The organism is Mesorhizobium sp. DxT (assembly GCF_058448885.1).
On record NZ_JBZFLJ010000001.1, the window covers coordinates 407,455 to 427,098 of the forward strand.

Annotated in this window: 22 protein-coding genes and 1 pseudogene; 2 read left to right on the top strand and 21 right to left on the bottom strand. The window is 62.7% G+C overall.

Annotated elements, in window-relative coordinates:
• The first annotated feature begins 6 nt into the window (after positions 1–6).
• Entirely contained in the window at positions 7–453 is a 447-nt protein-coding gene (locus ACVJNE_RS01960; protein ID WP_499562485.1) for a hypothetical protein, read from the top strand.
• Positions 454–612: 159 nt separating this feature from the next.
• Here the strand turns inward: ACVJNE_RS01960 and ACVJNE_RS01965 are convergent, their stop codons facing one another.
• The 16 genes and pseudogenes from ACVJNE_RS01965 to ACVJNE_RS02040 all read right to left on the bottom strand — a co-directional run bounded on the left by ACVJNE_RS01965 (position 613) and on the right by ACVJNE_RS02040 (position 14,035).
• Complete coding sequence (locus ACVJNE_RS01965) at positions 613–1,110, bottom strand: hypothetical protein (protein ID WP_499562487.1); 498 nt, start codon at positions 1,108–1,110, stop codon at positions 613–615.
• 74 nt (positions 1,111–1,184) lie between these two features.
• Positions 1,185–1,637, bottom strand: a complete 453-nt coding sequence (locus tag ACVJNE_RS01970) for a ribbon-helix-helix domain-containing protein (RefSeq protein WP_499562489.1) — start codon at positions 1,635–1,637, stop codon at positions 1,185–1,187.
• Between the two features lie 10 nt (positions 1,638–1,647).
• Positions 1,648–3,636 (bottom strand): conjugal transfer protein TraG, encoded by a 1,989-nt coding sequence (locus ACVJNE_RS01975; protein ID WP_499562491.1) that lies wholly within the window; start codon positions 3,634–3,636, stop codon positions 1,648–1,650.
• A 150-nt stretch (positions 3,637–3,786) separates the two neighbouring features.
• Positions 3,787–4,677 carry a LysR family transcriptional regulator gene (locus tag ACVJNE_RS01980; protein ID WP_499562493.1) on the bottom strand — a complete coding sequence of 297 codons (891 nt, stop codon included), beginning with the start codon at positions 4,675–4,677 and terminating at the stop codon, positions 3,787–3,789.
• A gap of 251 nt (positions 4,678–4,928) precedes the next feature.
• Positions 4,929–5,807 (bottom strand): SAM-dependent methyltransferase, encoded by an 879-nt coding sequence (locus ACVJNE_RS01985; RefSeq protein WP_499562495.1) that lies wholly within the window; start codon positions 5,805–5,807, stop codon positions 4,929–4,931.
• A gap of 198 nt (positions 5,808–6,005) precedes the next feature.
• Positions 6,006–6,737 carry a DUF8817 family protein gene (locus ACVJNE_RS01990; RefSeq protein ID WP_499562497.1) on the bottom strand — a complete coding sequence of 244 codons (732 nt, stop codon included), beginning with the start codon at positions 6,735–6,737 and terminating at the stop codon, positions 6,006–6,008.
• Between the two features lie 87 nt (positions 6,738–6,824).
• The gene (locus ACVJNE_RS01995) at positions 6,825–7,385 is read right to left on the bottom strand and encodes a PadR family transcriptional regulator (protein ID WP_499562499.1); all 561 of its coding nucleotides are present in this window, start codon (positions 7,383–7,385) and stop codon (positions 6,825–6,827) included.
• A 154-nt stretch (positions 7,386–7,539) separates the two neighbouring features.
• Positions 7,540–8,958: a DUF3363 domain-containing protein gene (locus ACVJNE_RS02000; RefSeq protein WP_499563180.1), complete on the bottom strand. Its 1,419-nt coding sequence runs from the start codon at positions 8,956–8,958 to the stop codon at positions 7,540–7,542.
• A pseudogene (locus ACVJNE_RS02005) lies at positions 8,944–9,447 on the bottom strand (relaxase/mobilization nuclease domain-containing protein); the annotation flags it as partial. The pseudogene ACVJNE_RS02005 and the gene ACVJNE_RS02000, both read right to left, overlap by 15 nt.
• Positions 9,448–9,907: 460 nt before the next feature.
• A complete protein-coding gene (locus tag ACVJNE_RS02010; RefSeq protein WP_499562501.1) occupies positions 9,908–10,831 on the bottom strand; it encodes a lytic transglycosylase domain-containing protein in 924 nt (307 codons plus the stop codon).
• Between the two features lie 5 nt (positions 10,832–10,836).
• Complete coding sequence (locus ACVJNE_RS02015) at positions 10,837–11,172, bottom strand: DUF736 domain-containing protein (protein ID WP_499562503.1); 336 nt, start codon at positions 11,170–11,172, stop codon at positions 10,837–10,839.
• Between the two features lie 35 nt (positions 11,173–11,207).
• The gene (locus ACVJNE_RS02020; protein ID WP_499562505.1) at positions 11,208–11,753 is read right to left on the bottom strand and encodes a S26 family signal peptidase; all 546 of its coding nucleotides are present in this window, start codon (positions 11,751–11,753) and stop codon (positions 11,208–11,210) included.
• Positions 11,750–12,268: a DUF2840 domain-containing protein gene (locus ACVJNE_RS02025; RefSeq protein ID WP_499562507.1), complete on the bottom strand. Its 519-nt coding sequence runs from the start codon at positions 12,266–12,268 to the stop codon at positions 11,750–11,752. Before ACVJNE_RS02025 ends, ACVJNE_RS02020 begins: the two co-directional genes overlap by 4 nt.
• The gene (locus tag ACVJNE_RS02030; RefSeq protein ID WP_499563182.1) at positions 12,265–13,347 is read right to left on the bottom strand and encodes a replication initiator protein A; all 1,083 of its coding nucleotides are present in this window, start codon (positions 13,345–13,347) and stop codon (positions 12,265–12,267) included. Before ACVJNE_RS02030 ends, ACVJNE_RS02025 begins: the two co-directional genes overlap by 4 nt.
• Positions 13,347–13,616: a helix-turn-helix transcriptional regulator gene (locus tag ACVJNE_RS02035; protein WP_499562509.1), complete on the bottom strand. Its 270-nt coding sequence runs from the start codon at positions 13,614–13,616 to the stop codon at positions 13,347–13,349. The genes ACVJNE_RS02030 and ACVJNE_RS02035 overlap by 1 nt, the downstream gene beginning before the upstream one ends.
• Positions 13,617–13,813: 197 nt before the next feature.
• Positions 13,814–14,035 (bottom strand): helix-turn-helix domain-containing protein, encoded by a 222-nt coding sequence (locus tag ACVJNE_RS02040; protein ID WP_499562511.1) that lies wholly within the window; start codon positions 14,033–14,035, stop codon positions 13,814–13,816.
• Positions 14,036–14,153: 118 nt separating this feature from the next.
• Here ACVJNE_RS02040 and ACVJNE_RS02045 point away from each other — a divergent pair, with 118 nt between their 5' ends.
• Positions 14,154–14,441 carry a DUF2285 domain-containing protein gene (locus ACVJNE_RS02045; RefSeq protein ID WP_499562513.1) on the top strand — a complete coding sequence of 96 codons (288 nt, stop codon included), beginning with the start codon at positions 14,154–14,156 and terminating at the stop codon, positions 14,439–14,441.
• A 19-nt stretch (positions 14,442–14,460) separates the two neighbouring features.
• Here ACVJNE_RS02045 and ACVJNE_RS02050 read toward each other — a convergent pair whose 3' ends face one another.
• From ACVJNE_RS02050 to ACVJNE_RS02070, 5 genes are all read right to left on the bottom strand, one after another.
• Complete coding sequence (locus ACVJNE_RS02050) at positions 14,461–15,102, bottom strand: DUF2285 domain-containing protein (RefSeq protein ID WP_499562515.1); 642 nt, start codon at positions 15,100–15,102, stop codon at positions 14,461–14,463.
• Positions 15,029–15,244 (bottom strand): transcriptional regulator domain-containing protein, encoded by a 216-nt coding sequence (locus tag ACVJNE_RS02055; RefSeq protein WP_499563184.1) that lies wholly within the window; start codon positions 15,242–15,244, stop codon positions 15,029–15,031. The genes ACVJNE_RS02050 and ACVJNE_RS02055 overlap by 74 nt, the downstream gene beginning before the upstream one ends.
• A 305-nt stretch (positions 15,245–15,549) precedes the next feature.
• On the bottom strand, positions 15,550–16,392 hold the full coding sequence (locus tag ACVJNE_RS02060; RefSeq protein ID WP_499562517.1) for a DUF932 domain-containing protein: 843 nt from the start codon (positions 16,390–16,392) through the stop codon (positions 15,550–15,552).
• A gap of 409 nt (positions 16,393–16,801) precedes the next feature.
• Positions 16,802–17,116: a DUF736 domain-containing protein gene (locus ACVJNE_RS02065; RefSeq protein WP_499562519.1), complete on the bottom strand. Its 315-nt coding sequence runs from the start codon at positions 17,114–17,116 to the stop codon at positions 16,802–16,804.
• A 1,002-nt stretch (positions 17,117–18,118) separates the two neighbouring features.
• Positions 18,119–19,396, bottom strand: coding sequence for a VRR-NUC domain-containing protein (locus ACVJNE_RS02070; RefSeq protein ID WP_499562521.1), 1,278 nt, complete (start codon positions 19,394–19,396; stop codon positions 18,119–18,121).
• Between the last annotated feature and the right edge of the window lie 248 nt (positions 19,397–19,644).

Genomic DNA, 19,644 nt, shown 5'->3' on the forward strand with positions numbered 1-19,644 from the left:
AAGACGATGCTAAAGATCATTCATCCCGTAGCCGGCCTCATCGCCATCTTGACGATCGCGACCTTCTGGCTCTCGACGATCCTGTCTGAGCTGTTCGCCTCGGAGGCGATCGTGGTGGCGGTCAAGACCACCATTCCGTGGGGCATACTCCTCCTCATCCCGGCGTTGGCCGCCACAGGTGGCTTGGGCGTCGTGCTGTCGAAGGGGCGGCGTGGAGGTCTGGTCAACGCGAAGCTCAAGCGCATGCCCCTGATTGCTGCGAACGGTCTTCTGGTTCTTATACCGGCAGCACTGTTCCTGGCGTCCAAGGCCAGGGCTGCCGACTTCGATATGGTCTTCTACACCGTACAAGCGCTGGAACTCGCGGCAGGCACTGCAAACATCATACTTCTGGTGCTCAACATGCGTGACGGCTTGCGGATGACGGGTCGGCTCCGCCGGCGATCTGCGTGATCGTCATAGAAACGTTAGCCCGGAAATGTGTCCTGCATTCAACGTCCGCTTCTGGAGCTGCCCGGAACGCTCTGGCCGACTTGCATGAGGTTGTTAGCGGCCAGAGTGATCTTATGGCTTCAACGTCACCGTCACTTTAGATGAGACCGTCAGCTCATCTCATGGGCTAGGCCCGATATTGACGATGGCGGACGAGCCGACCTGGGTGAGGGAATATTCGCGTTCACCTCGAATCCACCAGGCAGATATCATTTCGATGGCCTCATTCTCCTCGAGACTGTCCGGCTCACCCAGGCGCTCCGACAGGGCGCTCAGAACCCCGGCGGGTTCCGAGGTCGAATACGCGCAGGCTTTGTGTGCATTTGGGCCGACAGCTATCCAGAACGACAAGGTCTCGTCTTTGCCGGGCTGCTCGCGCCGCCAGCCGACAAGGTCGACCTGGCCGCCATTGTAGGCGACGAAACTCGTCCGCCATTTCTCCGCTTCAGCGTCGGCAAGGCGCTGCCAGCCGAGCTCGGCTCCGTTTTCCGTGGCCGCCTCTACGGTGCTCGCCTCACACAGCTCGAAGAGGCGGTCCACGGTCATATCTATCGGCATCGCGCCAGAAGTTCCCAAGCCGGCAAGCAAGATGCAAATGACGCTGATTGCCCTGCGCATGGCCAATATGCCTTTCATTCTTAGCCTGGGACCCTAGCAACGCATTTTGGCGCATATGGGGTCGAAACCCGACACTATTCCCTATCATTCTCGTAAAAGTCTGTCGCGGTCTGCTCAAAAGGCGTTATGTCGCGCGACAGCTCTTTGAGGAACCTGTCGCCCGTCGCCAGCCGCCGGCCGAGGGCCTGCATTAAGCCCTCGAACCGCTCCGCACCTTTCGCGCGGGCAGCGGATTGCGCGGTCCCCGAAAGCGGCGGCGTGAGGGTCATCCAGAAATGGATGAACTGCGCGACCGTCTCGCCAAGAACGGCAAGGTCCATGTCGAGCGTGTCGATCTGGCGGCCAACTTTGTCCAAGCGGCGCGACATAGCGGCTTCAAGCTGGTCGGCGGAATCGCCGGACAGGTAGGACATGATCGCCGCCTCCACGATGGCGGATTTCGAGACCTTGCGGCGCAGCGCCAGCGACTCGATCTGCGGCATGAGCGCGGGGTCGAAATAGAGATTCAGGCGGGTTCTGGTGGTCATGGGCGTGTCCTCAAAGGTCGATTCCGTCATCGGGGTTCATTGCCACCTGCCGCGCCACCATCCTCATGCGCTGGCGCATGGCGCGGGCCTTGGCCGCGTCAACGTCCGGCTCGTCGTCCAGAAACTCGAACTCCTGTTCGGGCAACGGCGGCGAGGCGACGATTTCCTCTTGGCGCGGCAACTCCGGCTCGCGGCGGATGCCGGCATTAGCGGGATCGCCCTCGGCCCCGTTTCCGGCGTCCGTCGCGGAGCGGCCATCCGCCGCAACCACACGGCCGGACCAATCATCGGTGGATGGGCTGGGCGCCAGCGGAGCGGCGACCAGATCGGGCGGCGGCAGGATTCGTTCCTTGAACCGCGCATCCTCATAGTAGCGGGCCTTGGTGGCGCGGATCGGCGGCGTGCCTGCGAGCATGACGATTTCGTCGGTCGGCGGCAGCTGCATCACCTCGCCAGGTGTGAGCAGCGGCCGCGCCGTTTCCTGCCGCGATACCATCAAGTGGCCTAACCACGGGGCCAGGCGGTGCCCTGCATAGTTTGTGGAGTCGCGCAGCTCGGTCGCGGTGCCGAGCGCGTCGCTCACCCTTTTGGCGGTGCGCTCGTCGTTCGTCGCAAAGCTGACGCGCACATGGCAGTTGTCGAGGATCGCGTTGTTCGGCCCATAGGCGCGCTCGATCTGATTGAGGCTCTGCGCGATCAGGAAGGATTTTAGGCCGTAGCCCGCCATGAAGGCCAAGGCAGACTCGAAAAAATCCAATCGGCCGAGCGCGGGAAACTCGTCCAGCATCAACAGCAGGCGATGGCGCTTGCCGGACGTGTTCAGTTCCTCGGTCAATCGCCTGCCGATCTGGTTAAGGATCAAGCGGATGAGCGGTTTGGTGCGGTTGATGTCGGACGGCGGCACGACCAGATAGAGCGAAACGGGCTGGCGGCCGCTGACCAGATCGGCAATGCACCAGTCGCAACGCGCCGTCACCCTCGCCACAACGGGATCGCGATAGAGGCCGAGAAAGGACATGGCGGTGCTCAACACGCCCGACCGTTCGTTCTCGGATTTGTTCAACAGCTCGCGCGCCGATGAGGCGATGACGGGATGAACGCCGGCTTCTCCAAAATGCTGCGTGTCCATCATGGCGCGCAAGGTCGCTTCGACCGGACGGCGGGGATCGGACAGGAAGTTGGCGACGCCCGCCAGCGTCTTGTCGGGCTCGGCATAGAGAACGTGCAGGATCGCGCCGACCAGAAGCGAATGAGAAGTCTTTTCCCAGTGGTTGCGTTTGTCGAGACTGCCTTCCGGATCGACCAGAATGTCCGCGATGTTCTGCACGTCGCGGACTTCCCATTCGCCCTGCCGGACCTCCAGCAGCGGGTTGTAGGCGGACGATTTGGCGTTGGTCGGGTCGAACAGCAGGACGCGGCCGTGCCTCGCCCGGAAGCCGGCCGTCAGCGTCCAGTTCTCCCCCTTGATGTCATGGACGATGCAGCTTTCTGGCCATGTCAGCAGCGTCGGCACCACCAGCCCGACGCCTTTGCCGCTACGAGTGGGGGCGAAGCACAACACATGCTCTGGCCCATCCTGGCGCAGATATTCCCGCTCGTAGCGGCCGAGCAGCACGCCATCGGGGCCGAGCAACCCGGCGGAACGGATTTCCCTATCTTCGGCCCATCGTGCCGAACCGTAGGTGGCGACGTTCCGCGCCTCGCGCGCCCGGATGATCGACATGAGGATGGCGGCGGCGATGGCAATGAAACCGCCGGACGCTGCAAAGATCGCTCCTTCGACGAAGATCGCGGGCGCGTAGGCGTCGAAAGAGAACCACCACCAAAAGAAGGCAGGCGGATAGTAGACCGGCAGGCCCACCAGATCGAACCACGGATTGCCAAGCTGGGGCTGGAAACCAAGCCGCCAAGCGGTCCATTGGGTCGCCGCCCAGGTCGTCACCACAACTATGGTGAAGACGACGGCGATCTGACCCCAAAGGATTCGGCTTCCGCGCATAAAGGCTCCAATCGGCAAAAGACGAAGTTGATCAGAGAACGGGCGCTTTCGCGCGGCGCAACAGCAAATACGTTGCAGGAGGGCCACCGGATACGAACGGCGGCAAATAGGAGGAAACGCCAGCACATGGTCTGGCAGGCACAATTGCTCCTAGGGCGTCTGACACCGTCGTGCCATCTCACATGCGAGGCTGAGGATATTCCTTAAGGACGGTGCGCGATTGTGCGGAGACCAGACTGCTGAGAACGCAAGCGGCTCGGGTTCATCGAGGATAGGGAGAAACGTCACGTTGGCCGCATGCAGAAGCTTGGTGGACTCGCTGGCGATCGTAATTCCGTATCCCTGCGCAATCATTGCCAGGAGCGTGCTGCGCTCAACGTCGTAGCAGAGAATCGAAAGGTTCGGCCTGACGTTGGCTAAACGCATGACGATATGGTCATGCACCTGTGGCCCGGTACCGCCACGCCGAACAACGAAGGTGTCGCTTGCAAGGTCGGCCCAAGTGACACCTGCTCGATCGGCGAGGGAATGGCTCGACGGCAGCGCCGCCAGAAGTCGTTCGCTCCATATCCGGCGCGCGTGACAGTCGGAGAATTCAGGCGAGCCCGCTACAAAGGTCAGGTCGAGCCCATTCGACCGAACCAGCATGACACAATCCCGAGCCGTGCCTTCGGTTATCTCGATTTCAATACTCCGATGTTGGCCGCGGAAACGATCGAGCAATTTGCTGAGGAAACTGCCGGGTATGAGGGCGTGAACGCCGATCCGCAAGCGGCCGTGCTCTCCCCGCGCCACCATACCGGCAGTCCTGACAGCATGCTCCAGTTGGTCGATACCGGCCGTCACGCGCTCAACGAAGTGGCGCCCCGCTTCGGTCAGCCTCACACCGCGCGCATGACGCTCGAAAAGGACGATGCCAAGATCTTCCTCTAGAGCCTTCACGCGCGCGCTGACGCTGGATTGCGCGACGCCGAGCGCGTTCGCCGCGTGGCGGAAGTTCAGATGTTCGGCCACAGCGAGAGCCTGTATCAGCGACGCCATCGGAATCCGGCCAGCCAACAGCGTGGGGACGGAAAGTTGGGGATGTTCCTTACTTGAGCATCGACGCATTGGTCGCATCTCACTGTTACGGCGGGCACAATCCCATCCGGCCGCAGGTGTTCAGGACGGGCCGGGTCTGCGAGAGAGGATGGTGGCGCGCCATTCCCTCAACTGTACGGTTGCAAAAGATCAACGGATCGTGGCTGATCGGCCGCTCCCGGTTAGTCCACCGCTGCCGGCGAGACCACCCGTCACGTTTTAGTTGCCCAGACGATCCGCTCGATCTCCGCCACCTTCAGATCGCGGCCGGTCGGCAGAACATACTTTTCGACAAATTCCGCCGCACCTACCTGTTCGTTCTCCACCCATCCATACTCATTGAGGAGAGGTGCGACGGCTTCTGGCGCTAGGCCGAAGTGCCATACGCGATAGCCTTCTACGAATTGGCGGTAGAGTGGCTCGGCGCCGTAGAAGTAAGTACCGTTGAGGAAATCCTGACGCACGAAGGAAAAAACGAGTTTGCTGCCGGGCGCGGCACCGGAAAGGAAGGCCAGCGTCCGCCGCACCCCATCCTCGGTGAGATACTGCGTGACGCCCTCCCAGACGAACATCGTCGGCCGCTCCACCGGGAAGCCGCTTTTCGTCAAGGCAGCGCCGAGGTCGTCTCTGTCAAAATCGACGGGCAGCAGTCTGACGTTCTTTGGCACGCTGCCGAAGATCGCCTGCAATCTCTCGCGCTTGAATTCGCTGTTTGCCGCGAGATCGAGCTCGTAGGTGTCGATGCCAGCAGGCGCGGCCAGACGATAGGCTCTGGTATCTAGCCCGGCACCCAGAATGACTACGGCGCCAATGCCGGCGCTAACCGCACTCGCAACCCTTTCATCCGCGTACCTCTTGCGGCACGCCACAGCGGCCCACATTCCGGGCGCGCGCTTCTCCGTGACTGCCATCAACATCCGACGCACAAGAGCCCAGCGCGACATGCGCACGATGAATTTCAGGCCGGGCGGCAGAAATTCGATTGCCAGAGGATCGTCGATCAGCCGCAGCGCCTCGGGCACATGCTGCTCGCAGGCAACGATCACCATGGGCCCGAAGGCGGTCTGTGCTGCGTCGGGTCGCTTTGCCATCATGCTTTCCTCTTGTATCTTGGAGGCAGCCGCACACCGCGCGCATATCGCTCGAACACGAGGATGCCGACAAGGATCTGTGGCCGGTGATCCAATCGGGTGTCTCCGAAGCCGCGCCGTTGCATGACGATGTTTGCCTTTCTGACGAATCAACCCGATCAATTACCGGCTGTCGCAAGCGCAACAACGATGAGCTGATCACGCCTGCCGATCCCCAGCTTCCGATCGGAGCTCATTGAGCACAGCAAACTCACGTCGCAGCGTTTCGTGTTCTTCGGCTGACAATTGCAGTTTCTCAAGCCGATCGAGGAGATCGGGCACGCGTTCTTCCTCGCCCATTGCCACGGCCAGATCGATACGCGCCGCCAGCGCATATCCAAACTCGCTGAGGTCGTCGGGTTCAGTTCGTTCGAGCGCCGTGTCGAGGACTTTCGCGGCCTTGGCGTCATCGAGATGGTAGTCGCGCAGCCTCGTGACCAGGTTGAAAGTGCGCTGCCATTCCGTCTGGCCAGGCGCCTTGAACGCCTCGCCGATCGCATGGTCCTCGTCTCCAGCCTTGATGAAGTAGACCGAGTTGCCCGCGGTGTCCGTAATGGTAAAGCGGGTCTGCCCAGGCCTCATCCGGGAGATGCGGGGGAAGCCCCTGCCCGGAACTTTTCCCAGCAAGCGCCGCATCCTCTCGGAAAACATTCGGTGCAGACGTTCAGCTTCCGGCACATTCACGATGCACATGCTGAAGTTGTCGTCCGGATCCAGGGACGGCAGGCCATAGAAGTGGATCTGGTAGGTTCCGTTCTGCGTCGAGGCGTAGGCATTGGGAGAGCGTTGACGATAGGTGATCTCAAAGCCGAGCGCTTCCCAGAACGCCAAGGTTTCGTCCATGGAGCCGCTGGGCAGCAATGGTACGGTGGTGCCGATTGCCTCGTGCATGGATGGTACTCCGTTAGATGCGATTGGGTTGAAGACCGCCAGCCTCTCTACGTTGGTGAAGCCAGCCGCGTTGACGACAAGCTACGCTTACGGGTCGCCCTTCATTCGATGCGCGCCCTTCTCGAGCCTCGCGATCAATCCATTCGTCCACTCATACCGGCTTTCAGCTGTATGGAGCCAAAGCCCGATAACTTCACCAACCGGCCCCCATGCCCGAAGATCCACGTCCGGCGGCAGATGAGAGACGATGCTTTCCTTCCATTGCTCCATCGCCTGTGCGCGGATACGCAAAAGATCGAGCGCTTCGGGACGGGACAGTTCGTCGATGAACCCGACGGCAGCCCCGAGCAGATCCAGCCGCTGATCATGGCTGCACAATGCATCGCGCAGCAGGCCGAAGAACGCCTCCTCACCGCCTTCGGTGAGTTCGTATTCTGTTTTCGGCGGACCGGCAGCGCTGTTCTCGGCTCCGCCTTCGCGCAGCAATTCTTGAGCCGCCATGGATTTGAGTGCGTGGTAGATCGAGCCTGGCGCTGCCGTCGACCATTCGTGCGCACCCCACGCTTCGAGATCGGAGCGCACTTGATATCCATGCGCCCGCCCCCGTCGTCGTACGGCACCGAGCACCAGAAGGCGGATCGTAGACATTGACCTACGCCCCGGCCTCTACGCGCCACCACCCATCCCGAATACCGACGGACTCGCTGTTCGCTTTCAGCATCACATTCTCTCTAGATAAATTTGACTACCGTATTTGCCTGAATTGCGCCAGTTAGTCAAGTTTGTCTAGCGACGCTAACTGTTACAAGCCGATCCCTATCGATTTCCCGATGTGCCAGGACACTGATCCGCCTTGCATGACGCCGATGACCTCGCGCCCAAGCTGGCGGTCGATGACCGGTCGCCACGGGACCAGCGTGAACTCATGGGATTTCTCGACCACGGCGAACTTGCCGCTGTATAGCTGCACTGTGCCGGTGAACGTGCCGCTCACGTTCTCGCCATCAACGGCAGCGTGGAACGGCAACTTTTTGACCTCGGCCATCTCCGCGCCGACGCGAGCAACCTCGCGCTCGCGCAGGGTGGCAAGCAGGCTACGCCGGTAGAAGATGAGGCCGCCCCGTGCTCGGGTGGCGTCGCCCTGCTCGATGTGATGCTCACGTCGTTGGTCCATGGCCTCGCGCACCTGCTGGCCGAAGCCGGTCGGCGCAAGGTCGGCCGTTTCGCCATGGACCAATCGCCGGTCCAGCCATGTCGCGCCGTCCGATCCGATCTGCTTGCCTAGATCGACCGGGGAAAGGACGCGAACTCTGGCCTGCCTGTCGCGGCCGGCATCGTAGTCGGCGGCGCAGCTGACCAGATCATCGGGGATGCGCCATTGGTCAACGTCGATCCGCTCGACGATCCCGGCCCGGCGCAACGCCTCCAGCCGGCGGACATGGGCATCGACATAGCCCTCATAGTCGCCGCCGGGAACGCGGCCCTCGAATTTCGCCTGCTCCAGATGGCGGCTCGGCCGATAGATGCCGTCCTCGGCGATGGCGGTGATGGTGCGGTCGGACGGCCGAGCCGTCACCTCGGCCAGGCCGATTTGGATGACGCTGCCGATGCAGGCGTCCTCCAGCCTCTCGGGCGCGATGCCGGCGATATGGTGCGTCCTCCCGTCGATCCCGTCCACCACGACGGTAAGGTTCTCGCCCAGCTCGTCGGACAGGTGCTTGTCCACGACGCGGCCGACAATGGGCGTGTCGGGCGCTCCGTCATGGATATGGAAGCTCAAGGGATCGCACTCGCCGCCCTGCGGCCCAAGCGCCTTCTGAATGGTGCGGATGATGTCGCCGCGCTCGCCTAGCTCGCGCAGGGCCGGTTCCATGTCCTTGCTCAATTCCCAAACGCCGGGCGCGTGCTCGACCGCCAGCCCCATCTTCTCCAGCTTGCTGAGACGGCGCAGGCGCAGCGCCCGCTCGAACTGCCGCCTCGGCTCTGCCGATTCATGGCGCAGGTCGAGGAAACGGGCATCGGCTTCCCCGACCATGGCGCGGTCGATCCGGGTGAAACGGTCTTGGTCGATTTCGGCGGACAGCTTGCGGGTCTGCTCGATCTCGGCGACGGGGCCGAGTTCCAGACTGGCAAGCTCGCAGGCCCGTTCGCGCAGGCCGGCAGAAAGATAGTCGCCGTTGATGACTAGATCCCCACCCGTGTCGTCGCGGCCGTTGACCATGATATGCACATGGGGATGGCCGGTGTTGTAGTGGTTCACCGCAACCCAATCGAGTTTTGTGCCGAGGTCGGCTTCCACCTGTTTCATGAAATCGCGGATGTAGGCCGTGAGGTCCGACAGCTCCGCGCCATCCTCGGGCGAGACGATGAATCTGAATTCGTGGCGGTCGTCCTTGCCGCGATCAAGGAAGGCGTCGCCATCGGCGCGGACCTCGATCGCCGAATAGAGCCGGCCTCGCTCGCCGTCGCGCGAGGTTCCGTCACGCTGGACATAGCGCAGATGCGCGCGGGCACGGCCGCCCTTCCATGCGGCCCTGACGCTGCGCTGCTTGACGATGACGCGGCGGCTGCCCGGCTGGCGATGATGCCAATGGCCGGAGATGTTGCGGGCGCGAACGAAGCTCGCGCCCCGGCCGCGCTTCACGCCCTTGCCGCTGGCGACCACAGCACGGGATCGGCCCGGCGATGACGGGCGGGCGGATGACGGCATGGAAGAATCGCGGGAGGCCGCTGCCTGATGCTGCCGGGCGATCTTCTTGACCTGCGTGAAAAAGCTCTTGGTCTTGCGAGCCTTCGGCGTGTCGGATCGGATGCGGCCGGGCTTCGGACGGAAGCGGTTTTCGTCGTCGGCGCTCAAGGACGCGACTCCAGCCAAAACCGCCAGAAAACGCACGATCTGCGCCAATGGTGCCGCTCGAAACCCCAGGAAACCAAGGCTTTGCGCGAAATCGCGGCACCTCGCCCCTCAAAACCATGGTGCTGGAATCGGTCGCCTAACCAGTGTGCAGACAACAATAATTCTCGGAAGCGGCCCGACATGGTGCCGTCTTCTTTAATCTTGCCCTCCGCCCTTTCTGCCTTTTCCGCCCCTCCTGCCGAGAATCCAACCGGGCGCAAACCTGCCTCACTGGACACTGGAACGGATCGCACCGAGCGCGGGAACATCATCCTCATGGCGCCCTTCCGTCGTTGGCGCGAGCCACAAAAATGTTGCCGTCCTGCCGCTCTGCATCGGCGATATCGCGCGCGAAAACGGTCGCGCGGGCATCGCTGGATTGTGCGTCGGACGGCGGCGCGGCGACAGCCCGCGCATAGCCCGAGCGCGTGACGAACAGCGGTGCCTCACGCCAATCGGGCGGCGGTGGTGGCGCCGATGATGGCGGTTCGGTTGCAGTCGCGCCGCCGAGAACTGGCACGAGCGCGGCAACATAGGCGCGGGTTTCGGCGGGTAGAGTACGGCTGGTCGCAAGGTATTCGTCGTAGCGGCCGGGACCGGCATTGTAGGCCGCCAGCATCGCTGCGACATTGCCGTAGCGGTCGAACATTTCGCGCAGATAGGCAGTGCCCGCGAGAACATTGTCGCGCGGGTCGTAGGGGTCGCGGCCAAGACCATGACGGACGCGCAACTCCGCCCATGTACCGGGCATCACCTGCATCAATCCCATCGCGCCGGCCGATGATATCGCGCGCACGTCGCCCGCGCTCTCGGCGCGCAGGACAGCACGTATCCAGTGCTCGGGAATGCCGAAGCGCCGCGATGCTTCGGCGATGTAAGCTGCATACGGTTCTGCGGCGGCCGGGCGCTCGACGGGCGCGGATTGCGCGACCACGACGCCCGATCCGGCGCAGACGGAAAGCGCAGCCGCCAGGATCAGGACAGCATAACGCCGTGCTGTCCTGTCTCCGCCACGACGCCAGCCTGCCAGCGTGCTCGCTGCGGTCAAGGGCAAGGCGCAAGCGCCGGCCGATGGCCGCCCCTGACCTTCGCTGCGCGTGCCGGCCGTCCGGTCGCCGAGCGGGACGAAGGGATGAGACGGCTTTTCCGCGAACAATGGGATGAGGGCTTTGAGCTCGATAATGGCCCGGGATCGCATCACCGTCAGTCCCGCTCGTTGCGTGGCTTCGGGCGATTCCAGAGCAGCGACCAGGCGCTTTCGTCGTCGTCGGACTGGAACAGATTCGCGCGGATCGGCTGCGCGAGCGTGGGGTCGTCGAACTGGAAGGACAGATAGTCGCCGGCTTTCTCTCCTGTCTGCCTCCAGGCTGCGCCAACCTCGGGCCCGTCCTTGTCACCGAGATGGATGCGGAAGTCCGGCGTGTTCTCCGCGTCGGATTTCTTCGCTGGGACAAGCACGACTTCGGCGTCGATGATGAGCGTGTGGATGCGGCCTACGTAGCCGGACTTGGTCTTCTGGAATACGCCGATATTCGCCATGATAATCTCCTTCGATTGTGGACGGATGGAAGAGGTCAGTGGGTCGGCGCGCGCCATTCGTAGCGGCCGTCGCCTTCCTCATCGGTCCAGAGCGGCAGTGCTCGGCCGATGACGGAGCTTGCGGGGATGGGTCCGAAGTAGCGTCCGTCGAGGCTGTCGCGGACTTCCCAACTCATCAGGAAAAGCTGGCCATCGCCGATGACACGGCACCCCTGCCAGACGGGCAGTTCGCGGCCGATCCGGTCACGTTCCAGCGCCTCGCCCATCTCGATCCCGTCCACCGTGATCGTGCGGCCGGTGCGGCATACCCGTTGTCCCGGCAGGCCGGCGACGCGCTTCAACAGCGGGACGCCTCGCGCTATGTAGCCGCGCTCGACCATGAAGGCGGAGATCGATTCGGGCGGCATGACGGCGACCAACTGGGGCACGTCGAGCACGTCACCCGGCGCGACCGTGTAGAAACCGACCGGCGCGCTGGCGGTGGCGTTCCAGATCAACCTCAAAGGCCAATCGACGGCCCCTGCGGCAGCGATGCCGAGGACGGTGAGCGCCGTCACCGCGAGCGTGCGACGTCGCGTCATGGCGCGATTCGCCGGCGAGAGAGCCAGGCGGCGTGTCGCTCCGGCGTATAGGGGCGTGGTTCCAGCCCGGCGGTCAAACGGTTGTGGACGTGCCGCCAATGATCCGGCGACACGTTGGCCGGATCGAGGCCGAGCGCTTCCACGGCGTCGATTGCGACAAGCGCGCGTTGCACTTTCGCCCAGCTATCGATGCGCAGCAGAATGTCGCCGCCGGGACGCACGAACGGCAGTGTCTGGAATGGCTCGCCGCGACCGATGGCACGCACGATGTCGATGCGCGAGATGATCGTCCCATGCTCGTTGGCCGCCCAGCGAACGAAGGCGAAGATGCTGTTCGGCGCGAAGCCCACGACGCTGCGACGGCGGTCGAGGATCTGTTCGTAGCTCTTATGGCCGAACCTGATCCAGTGCTCGATCTTCTGTTTCTGGAAGGTCAGTTCGACCAGGGTGGTGAAAGGCGATGGCTCGTCCGGCAATGAACGGCCATGCGCGCCGCGATACGCGCGACGGCTCATTGGCCTTCTCCGGAAATGTCGGGGGAGTTTGGCGGGAGCACCGCATCGGGGTTGGCGGGGCACTGGTTGGCCGCACTGGCACCACGCCTCGCATGCACACGCGTCAAAGAAGAAGAGTTAGATCCTCTGTTAGATTCTTCTATAGAGTCCGGCTTACGATTTGCGCCTGATGTGCCGATACGACGTGCGCCTGATGTGCCGATGGCTTTAACAGGGTTATCAACAGGCACTGTGAATCGTTCTGCGGGCAAGATGTGCAGCAGTTCCCGCCCATCTTGCCACTCGGTCTCAAGTCGATAGCCGGGAAGCCGCTGGCGGGCCGCGATGCGGCGCAGGTCGAGCGCGAAATCTGACGGTCGCGCGAGACTGCCGGACTTCCGATGGAGATGTGAAATCTCGAATACCCAGCCTTCGGTCTGGCGACCGGCGTGCTTGCGGGCGACGCGATAGAGCCACCGTTCGATGCCCCCAGTCAGCCGGAAATAGGCCGGGTCGATGGCCAGGACCAGCGAGCGGTCGACGACGCTGCTGTAGAACCATTCGGGGAGGACGAATTCCATTCCCTCGACACGGCCGGCGCGCGTCGTCATCTCCTCCCACTCGTTGATCCAGGAGAATTGCCGGCGCCGCCAATGCGGGCCGTTGCGGATCGTTGTGGCAATGACGGTGGATTGCAGGCGCGCGAGCGCGGCCTTCAAGAGCAGATACTGCCGGTTGCCCGTCGCGCGCCCGATGGCGCGCAGGAGGTGATAGGGCGTGAAGCGGAAGAAGCGCGACGTCGCAAATCCGTGGTTCTCGGCCGCGACGATCTGCGAGGCGGCCCAGATCAGCACGTCGGCGTCCCAAATGGTCGCCATGCCGTGTTCGGGCAGGCCGAAAACCTGCACCTCGACGTCGGCGGCCTTGTAGAGGATCGGTTTCGTGCGTGGCGTTTTCCCCAGCGAGAAGAATGGACGCTCCATTAAGTCGCGCTGGTCACGTGGCGAGGCGTCACCGGTCGCTACCACGAAGGGATCAAGGCGGCTGCGCTCATTGGCAGCGTCAGGCATCAAGCTGTTATGTTCGTCGGCGCCCAGCATCAGCATTCGCCCCGTTCTTCGGGCGTCAGCGGGCGTGCGGGGAAGACCCTGCCGGCAGTCTTGTCGCGGGTGGATTTGCGAGCACCTATGGCAGTCCAGGCTTGCAGATCCTCGACCGCGTAGAGGACACGACCGCCGATCTTGCGATAGGTCGGGCCAGTTCCATAGGTCCTGTGCTTTTCGAGTGTACGCAGAGAAATGCCGAGGAAACGCGCGGCTTCCTGCGTGCGCAAAAGACGGGGCGGAAGGCCCGCCAAGGGGTTGGCCATGGTATCACCTCTGGTCGTCATTGAAGCTGCCGCCGGTAGTGGCGGGCTGTGGCGAACCATGGCGAAGGACGGGCGACAGGTAGCGTGCCGCATTTGCGCCTATGCGCTCGCGGCACCCCTCCTGCTGTTCTCGCTGGAATCGATTGTTTGTCGGCGCGCAGCCCTTGGCTGGGCGCATGGAAGTCGAGATTGATCGCCTACTTTGACTTGCTGGCCGCTTTCAGCAGTTCGCCGGGCTCGATGTCAAGGGCATCGGCGATTTGGCCAAGCACGGTTACACTCGCGGACACGTCGCCACGCTCGATGGCGCCGACATAACGCATGCTCAGACCCGCGCGATCTGCGAGCTCTTCTTGCGTCAACTTCCTATCATGACGTACTCGACGCAGATTCCTCGCCATGATCTCCTTGAGATCCATGACGAGAGGTGAACCCCCATAGGAACGATCCTTCTAGGAAGGATCGTTCCTATTCGTGTCAGGGCATGCTACTCGTTCCATTTTGCTGTGAGCGTTGTTGCACCGAAAGGGTGACCTCATGCATGAGCATCTCGAGCTCGATCCCGATGTGGACGATGAAGCCCCGACCGGCGACGACATATCGGTCTACGACGAGCAGCATTACGTCACCTATCTGCGTCTTCTCGACGCCAAGGCCGAGGGGGCGGACTGGAAGGAAGTCGCGCGGATCGTTCTGCACCGTGATCCGGTCGGCGATGAACTTCGGAGCTATCGTTGCTGGCAAAGTCATCTCGAACGCGCGCAATGGCTGTCGCGCGAGGGCTATCGAAAGATTCTGGAACAGGCGGCAGTCAACAAGGCGTGAGGGCGGTTCCTGCGCACGATTAACGTTTACCGGGCTTGATCGGATAGTGGAGCAGCAGGCGATAGCCCCCGCGCATCATCTTGATCCCATGCTCGACCAACCGGCGAGCCTTGTTCTTGCGCGGGTCGCTCTCAAAATCCTCCTTGCCACCGCGAAAGCCGAGCAGGACTTCGGCGATGGCGCGATAGCTTGCGCCGTGCAGCCGGGCGTCGAGTGCGCGCAGGGAGAGGATATGCCATTGCCGGAGTTGGGCGGGGAGCGCTCGGAAATCGGGACCGGGCACGCGACCGTTGAGGGATCGCCAGAACCGGCGGGCGGCATGGGCGCGCAGCTCCAGGAAGGAATCCATCGGCAGCGTGACGGCGTAAGATGCGGTTGCGTCCGGCACCGCATCAGGCAGCCAGAATTGATGCGCTACACCATCCACCTGCCAGATGCCGTGCCAGCCATCGACTGCGCGGCGCAAGTCGAGACCATTGAGATGCGCCAACGTCAATATCGGTTCGGCGTCGCCGTCCTTGTGATTGACCGGCGATAGCATCACCGCTTGCGGCTGAAGGCTCGGACTCCAGATCGGCGTTTGCCGGTCATGCAGCGCGTCGGGATCGTACGGGAAATCGCAAGCCCCAGCGATGCGCGAATGCTTCAAGCTCACGGTCACTCGGCTGTCCGGTCAGCGCGATGGCTTGGAAATCCTGACGATAGTCATCATTCCGACGCAGATATTCCCAGGCGAAACCGGCGGCCGGGATTTGCTTCGCGTGCCCGTATGCCGCCGGCGATCGCCAATCGATGCTCAGCATGGCGTCACCTCCCAAAACCGGGACGTGCAGGGCCACGCCCGGACCAGAGAGGTTCAAAGATCGATGGAAGTAATAGAAGTCGCTCAATGCAGATATGTTGAGCGTCTAACCCGATCAATATTGGTTATTTTCTTCTTAACACTGTTTCCGTGATGTCGCGAGCCGGGCGGAGCCCGGCGAGCGGCGGCCATGTCCCTGGCATGGCTGCGCCGCCGATCCGCTATGCCGGATCGGCGGAAAATCGTGAAGACGGAAAGCCCGAAAGATGAGCCGTAGAGCCGGTCGTCCAGCTCTACGGCGGGGCGCTATCCTGCCTTCAAGCGTCGCATCCCTTCCGCCAGCGTCCAGAGCGCGCGGTTGAGGGTCACATTCTGGTCGATGCCGTTGATGGCGCGACTCGTGCTGCGGCGGATACGGCCTTCGGCATTGCGCTTGCGGCCATGCAGTCCGCCACGAATGACGTTTTCCTGAATGACATTGAACGTGGTCCAGAGGCTTTGCCCGACATCCTCGCGGCGGCGCGGCTCGATGATCTGCTCGGGGCGCAGCGGGCTTTCGTCCGCGCCATAGCGGGCGACAAGGCTCGCCTCGGCCAGCACGCGGCGCTCGTCACTGGAAAGCTGGGTTTCCTTCATCGTCTCGCTCGTGTCGATCAGGCGCGGGAAGTCGTCGGCGACCGTATAGACGCCTTCGACAATGTCGTGCTGGATATTGCCCTTGTGCGGTACGCGGACTTCCTCGAACCGCTCACCCGCAATCATGCTGTTGGTACAGACGAAGCGCAGCATCCCGGCGAACATCTGATAGGCACTGGTCCCGTCATGGCTGTTGACGATGATGACCTCGGCGGCCTCGGGCTTGCCGATGCCCTCATCCCGGCGCAGGCGCAGCATGTGCTTGGCATGGCCGTGGCGGCTGCCGTCGCGCGGAACGGACTGGACTGCGAAGAACGGAAACCATCCTTCCCGCCGCAATCCCTCCACGATGTCGATGGTGGGGACATAGACATAACGCCCCGAACGGCTGTCATGCGCCTCGCGGGCGAAGATCGAAGGGACGTGTCGATACAGGGCCTCGTTGTCGAGCGGTTCCCTGCCGCTGATCTGGTGGGCGTTGCGGCCGAACCGGGTGGCAAGCTGATGATACATGGTCTTGTCTCCTATTGGCTTGGGTTGGAGCGCAGCGCTGCGCTGCAACCCTGCCCGTCGGCGAGACCGGGGTAGCAAGGCGCAAGGGCGGCCGGGACGGAGGGGGATCACCCGGCCTGCACAAGCGGATGGCGGCATGACGACAGTGCGAAGCACGCATCCGCGCGGAAGGTTGGGGAGGCCGTCCCGGCCGAGCGTCAGCGAGCCCTTGCGCCGCGCGGGGGCAGCGCCCCTAGCAAGCCTGCCAGCGGGAGCGCCAGCGGATGCCGGGAACAAGATCCGATCGGGATGCTGAAAGCCGGAGAACCGGAAAGCCGTGCATCTCGATCTCCATACTTCCCGACAAGGGTGACGGCCATGAACATGGCGAAGCCCCGCTCGGGCGAGCGGGGCTTCGTTGGGTCCGCTCTCAGTCGCCGTTGCGGCGGGACCAGATGAGGTTGTGGCTCTCGCCGTCCTCGGTCGCGACCAGGCTGGCGTAGATCGGGGCGGGGAAGCTCGGATCGTCCAGCTTGACCGAGAGGTATTCGCGCTGCGTCTCGCGGGCGGTCTTCTTCCAGGCGGCGCCGAACTCCGTGGCCGCTGCGAAGATGCGGAAGTCGGGGCCGCGCTCGCTGTCGCCCTCGGTCGGGACGAACTTCACGGTCTTGACGTTGAGGGTGAGGGTCTTGACCGTGCCGGTGAAGCCGTTGTCGGTCTGTGTGAAGGTGCCGATGGTTGCCATTGTCGTGTTCCTTTTTCCAATCGGACCGCGCCTATCACGACCTCGATGGGGGTCGTGCAACCGGGGACGATCGGCCCCGCACCCGTCAGGGCTGGAACATCAGTGGAAGGCGGACGGCGACAGCTTTTTTGCTTCGCGATGCAAAGCCGTAGGCGGCGGAAAAAAGCTGCCGGCGGCCGTTGCGGGAAGACGATCGAGGCGACGCGCAGCGGCGGTGTTCTCGGTCAGACCCATGCCGATCGAGGACGCGGATGGGCGGCCAGCATGGAAATCGACTGGGACACGACAGGCAACAGCCGGCCTCCGTACCAAACCGGCAATGCTTGAGCGGGGTCAAGTGAACGCCGTCGCCCTCGATGACAGGACGCGGAAGATTCCCGGATGACGACATGGGTGTGCCGTCCACCGTTCTGATTCTTCCCTGGCGCGACTGCTGAGGCACCGAACGAGCCGTACCGCGGGAAAACGCAGCGCTGTCCACTCCGTCGCGGCAATGATCATGCTGCCCTGCTTCACGCTGCCGGAACGTGTCGCGGTCGAGGATGGTGATGCTACCCCGTGACCCCGACGCGCGATTGAGACCGGAATCCTGCGGCGCCCAGCGCCTTGGGGCGTCATGCGAGATGGACCTGCGCTTGTTTCTTGCGTTAGCGATTGAAGCCGAATGGCGGAAACGCGCCGCAGGCGCGGTTCCGGCGCAGCCGAAAGCGCGGCCCAAAGGGCAACGCCATCGTCTTACTGGCCGAAATGGGGTGGGAACCTGCCGTCCAGTGAGTTGCCACGAAATGTCGGCTATGCGGACTAAGCGGTCGTCGCCACACCGACCACCGAATGATGTGTTCGGGGTCGATTGCCAACCGACGGTTTTCGAGCCGCAAAGGGAGCCAACGCTGACATTTAAGTATCTGATTTCTGACGGCCTTCGAAAGCGCTTATCTCGCTGTCTGCTGGACACGGCTGGACGCTCGTCAACTGTCTTAGGGTGAGGCGAGCCTGGCTCGCTCAGTCAGACGCTGCATCCTCGGCGGATTTTCCGCTACGCCCACCCTGGCGCGACGGTCGGTGTAGCTTGGCGAGGCGGAACGGCAACTTCAGCTGCTCATGGTTGTCAGCGATCCAGCGCATTTGATCGTCGCTGAGGCGGTCGGAGGACGACTTAACCTCGATGAACAGCAAATCGTCACCACGCCAGAGCAACAGGTCGGGCCACCCGAGATAGCGGCCCCAATAATCGTCGATCAGATAACGAAGGATCATCAGGATCGTCTCGGCCGGGAGAATCTCAATCAGTTTCCGTGCGCGATCGACATCGGCGTCACGGTGCGCCCACAGATATTGGCGCAGGCGTTCGCTCGGTGAGCGCCAATAATCGAACAGTTCGAGAAGGTGAGCGCAATCAGCGTCCCCGTCTGGCTTCAAGAAGAAGCCAAAATGTTCGTCGATCGCCCCCTTCCGACGCCGGCCATATCCCTTCGTACCGAAATCCTCAGGCAGGTGCATCCATATTTGCTCACTCGAGATTCCAGCTTCGAACGCCGTGCGCGAACCGAATCCGGCCATCCGGCTTCTGGGATCGGTGGGATCTTCGATAAGCAGCCACGTCAAGACGGAGAACAGCGCGTGCAGCGGCACGCTTTCCAGCGGCATCGCCACCCAGCCCTGCGTCACATATTGTCGAATGACGAACGCCTCCGGCGAGACAATGTCGCCATCGAGCATCACCACGGCGCCCTTTTCTGGCGACAGGGCAAATGTCGGATGAAAAGGCTGCATCTCAACATTGCAGCGGGCGAGCACCTCCGCTTGGGAAGGCTCCCGCATGTCGTAGAGCGGCGTGGACTGGTGGAGCACCTTTATCTCATCCAGTACCTCGCGTTCGATCCGCTGGCGCGCCGCCTTCGCCTCTTCCGCCGACGCTTCGGGGTTGGCGTTTTCCCAATCGCTAAATCGTTCCGTTTTGCGGAAGAAGAGCTCACGCCAGTAGAAGCGTTTGATTTTGCTGGTGCGACCGTAGATCGCTGCGCCTGGCGCAGGCTCGAGCGGTAAGCCGCGACAACCGTTACAAATCCCCGGCTGAAAGCCGTGCGTAACCGGCAACCGCTCTTGGGTGTCGAGCTCGACGCCTTCTCCAAGCTGGTGCGCGAGGAAGCGTCGCCCGAAAAGTTCGTCGCACGCGCACATCATCACCGCGTCGCAGTCGGCGCAGCGATATTTCCGGATCAGCTCGTGTTGGTTGAGGCACGCAATGTTGGCATGACTACAACCGCTAGCTTTGGACATTACCGCTCTGCTCCACTACGGCGCGACGACATGGATGACTTGCTCCTTGTCGGACACCACCGTATCATGTCGCGGTTCGTCCTGTTGCACTAATGGCCGCTTTTTGCGCTTGCGCTCATCGGTTTAACGACGGCAACCGGGCGCACAACGGTCGTTCGTGGCGCGTGGCGGAAACGACTGTACCGGGCTCAAGAGAGCCGCCCATCGCTATCCTCTCGATCGGCGACTTCGTGGACATTTGAGACGCA